Source organism: Klebsiella sp. EMBS2024, assembly GCF_036233805.1.
In the GTDB taxonomy this organism is placed as follows: domain Bacteria; phylum Pseudomonadota; class Gammaproteobacteria; order Enterobacterales; family Enterobacteriaceae; genus Klebsiella; species Klebsiella pneumoniae.
Genome location: NZ_JAZARW010000001.1, coordinates 698,387 through 701,387, shown reverse-complemented (window position 1 = coordinate 701,387; position 3,001 = coordinate 698,387). Strand labels below are relative to the sequence as shown.

Sequence of the window (3,001 nt, the reverse complement as noted above, 5' to 3'; positions counted from 1 at the left end):
TACCTTCATGAGGAACATACCGAATATGACTATTCAGTACATCAAGGATGAAGAAGGAAAAGACCAGTATGTCGTCATTCCTTACAGCGATTACTTTCGTATGCGCCTGGCTCTGCTGGAGTACGACGACGAGGATGAAAGCGACTGGGAAGATATTCCTTATGAATCAGATATCTATGATGACGTCATGCTGCCGGGCGAAGTATGCAACGTGATGCATAAAGAAAACGTCAGCCTGCAGGCCGCGTGGCGCATCCTGCGCGGGATGTCCCAGCAGGAGGTAGCCGAAAAGCTTGGCATCAGCCAGTCCGCGGTGTCACAACTGGAAGCGCTGGACTCCCGTCCGCAGAAGCGCACCCGCGAGAAGCTGGCGGCGATTTACGGCTGTACTCAGGAGCAGATCAGCCTCTATCTGCCGAAAGAGGGTTAACAGCACTTCGCCCCGCCCTTGCCGCCGTAGCGCGCGTCCTGGCGTTCGCGAAAGAACTCTTCATAGGTCATCGGCGTCTGATCCGGGTGGGTTATTCGCATGTGCTCGACGTAGTTATCGTAATCCGGCACGCCGATCATCATCTTTGCCGCCTGGCCCAGGTACTTACCTGCTTTGGAAAGGGTGTCAAACATAAGTCATTTCTCTTTTGTATCCCTCTCCCAAAGGGAGAGGGAGGATCGGAAATGTAGGCCGGGTAAGGCGAAGCCGCCACCCGGCACACCGGTTAATGCGCCCCTTTCGCCTGGGTCTCAATCGCGTCCAGGTTTTCAGGCATTGGCTCATACGGCGTCTCTTTCGCCGTCGGTTTATCCTCTTTCAGCGCCGCCAGCGCGGTTTTAATCGAGAACAGCGCCAGCACCACCACCACAATCATAAAGAAGATGGTCAGCCCGGCATCGAGACGGTTGTTAAACACCAGCTGCGCCAGCTGTGATTCGGTATATTGCGGCGGAATGTTGCCGCTGTCGATCATCGCCTGGAATTTATTGGCGATCGCCAGGAAACCGACTTTGGTGTCCGGGCTAAACGACTTCTGCCAGCCGGCGGTCAACGTACAGATCAGCAGCCAGCTGGTCGGCAGCAGCGCCACCCACGCATAGCGCTGGCGTTTCATCTTGAACAAGACCACCGCGCAGAGCATCAGCGCCATCCCCGCCAGCATCTGGTTGGCAATACCGAACAGCGGCCATAGGGTGTTAATCCCGCCCAGCGGATCGACCACCCCCTGATGCAGGAAGTAGCCCCAAGCCAGGACGCACAGCGCGGTCGCCAGCAGGTTGGCCGGTAGCGAGCTGGTTTTTTTCAGCCCCGGGCTAATCACGCCCAGCAGATCCTGCAGCATAAAGCGCGCCGCGCGGGTGCCGGCGTCAACCGCCGTCAGGATAAACAGCGCCTCAAACAGAATGGCGAAGTGGTACCAGAACGAGACATCCATCAGTCCGCCCAGCGAGCCGTGCAGGATGTAGGCCATCCCCACCGCCAGCGTTGGCGCGCCGCCGGCGCGGGAGATAATCGACTGTTCGCCGACCTCGCTGGCGATTTGATGCAGCGTATCAGGCGTAATGCTAAAGCCCCAGCCGCTCACCACCTGCGCTGCCGAGGCGACGACATCGGTGGTACCCGCCGGCGCCAGCACCGCCATCGGGCTGTTCATCGCGAAGTAGACGCCCGGATCGATAATACAGGCCGCCACCAGCGCCATAATAGCGACGAAGGATTCCATCAACATGCCGCCGTAGCCGATAAAGCAGGCCTGGCTTTCGTTGGCCAACATTTTCGGCGTGGTGCCGGAGGAGATCAGCGCATGGAAGCCGGAGACCGCGCCGCAGGCGATGGTGATAAACAGGAACGGGAACAGGTTGCCGGTCCATACCGGGCCGGTACCATCGACGAACTTGGTCAGCGCCGGCATCGTCAGGGTCGGGCGCATAATCAGGATGCCAATCGCCAGCCCCACGATGGTGCCGATTTTCAGGAAGGTGGAGAGGTAGTCGCGCGGGGCCAGCAGCAGCCAGACCGGCAGTACCGCAGCCACAAATCCGTAGCCCACCAGGATCCAGGTCAGCTGTACGCCGGTGTAATCAAACCACGGCGCCCAGGTCGGGCTTTCCGCCACCCAGCCGCCGGAGATGATGGCGAACACCAGCATCACCAGGCCTATCACCGACACCTCGCCGATGCGTCCCGGACGCAGATAGCGGATGTAGATGCCCATAAAGATCGCCAGCGGAATGGTAAAGGCGACGGTGTATGTCCCCCACGGACTGTGGGTCAGCGCTTTCACCACAATCATCGCCAGGACCGCGAGGATGATCACCATGATCATAAAGCAGGCCACCAGCGCCAGGACGCCAGCGGTCGGTCCCATCTCCTCTTTAACCAGTTCGCCAAGCGAACGGCCATCGCGGCGGGTCGAAACAAACAGCACCATAAAGTCCTGTACCGCCCCAGCCAGCACCACGCCGGCGAGGATCCAGATCATCCCCGGCAGGTAGCCCATCTGCGCGGCGAGCACCGGGCCCACCAGCGGCCCCGCGCCGGCAATGGCGGCAAAATGGTGACCGAACAGCACTTTTTTGTCGGTTGGAACGTAGTCGAGGCCATCGTTATGCCGCACCGCGGGCGTCATCCGCGTCGGGTCAACGCCAAGCACGGTTTTAGCGATATACAGGCCGTAGAAACGATACGCGATCAAATAAACGCAGACCGCGGCGACGACAATCCACAGCGCGTTTATCTGCTCACCCCGGTTTAAAGCGATATAGCCGAGGGCGAAGGCTCCGATGACGGAGAGCAGCGCCCAGATAAGGTATTTCCCTGAATTATTCATTGTTGTGGTCCACCGGTAGGGTAATCAGGATGTTACATTTTGTTTCTAGATCACAACGCAGAATTTAACAACACCGAAACATCGCAGATGCCGTACACCCACAGAGATTTGTCTCACATTGCTAGCGAGATCACTTAAGGCAGGAAAATGAATGAAAGGGTTACCGTGAACGGTGCCGT

4 protein-coding genes (1 of these 4 only partly in view) are annotated in these 3,001 nt (G+C 58.4%); 2 read left to right on the top strand and 2 right to left on the bottom strand.

Going from position 1 to position 3,001, the window contains the following annotated elements; all coding sequences use genetic code 11:
- Both VZP09_RS03170 and VZP09_RS03165 read left to right on the top strand, forming a co-directional pair.
- Window positions 1-51 carry the final stretch of a type II toxin-antitoxin system RelE family toxin gene (locus VZP09_RS03170; protein ID WP_328794892.1) on the top strand. It extends 252 nt beyond the left edge of the window, so only the last 51 of its 303 coding nucleotides appear in the window; its start codon lies beyond the left edge, outside the window; its stop codon occupies window positions 49-51.
- Complete coding sequence (locus VZP09_RS03165; RefSeq protein ID WP_064153206.1) at window positions 26-430, top strand: helix-turn-helix domain-containing protein; 405 nt, start codon at window positions 26-28, stop codon at window positions 428-430. The genes VZP09_RS03170 and VZP09_RS03165 overlap by 26 nt, the downstream gene beginning before the upstream one ends.
- Here VZP09_RS03165 and VZP09_RS03160 read toward each other — a convergent pair.
- Window positions 427-624: a YbdD/YjiX family protein gene (locus tag VZP09_RS03160; RefSeq protein WP_002893903.1), complete on the bottom strand. Its 198-nt coding sequence runs from the start codon at window positions 622-624 to the stop codon at window positions 427-429. The genes VZP09_RS03165 and VZP09_RS03160 overlap by 4 nt on opposite strands.
- 92 nt (window positions 625-716) lie before the next feature.
- Window positions 717-2,822, bottom strand: coding sequence for a pyruvate/proton symporter CstA (gene cstA / locus VZP09_RS03155; protein WP_002893896.1), 2,106 nt, complete (start codon window positions 2,820-2,822; stop codon window positions 717-719).
- Between the last annotated feature and the right edge of the window lie 179 nt (window positions 2,823-3,001).

Excerpts from the sequence above, each read along its gene's own strand:
- VZP09_RS03160 (WP_002893903.1), bottom strand. The coding sequence starts at position 624 with ATGTTTGACACCCTTTCCAAAGCAGGTAAGTACCTGGGCCAGGCGGCA.
- VZP09_RS03165 (WP_064153206.1), top strand. The coding sequence starts at position 26 with ATGACTATTCAGTACATCAAGGATGAAGAAGGAAAAGACCAGTATGTC.
- cstA (WP_002893896.1), bottom strand. The coding sequence starts at position 2,822 with ATGAATAATTCAGGGAAATACCTTATCTGGGCGCTGCTCTCCGTCATC.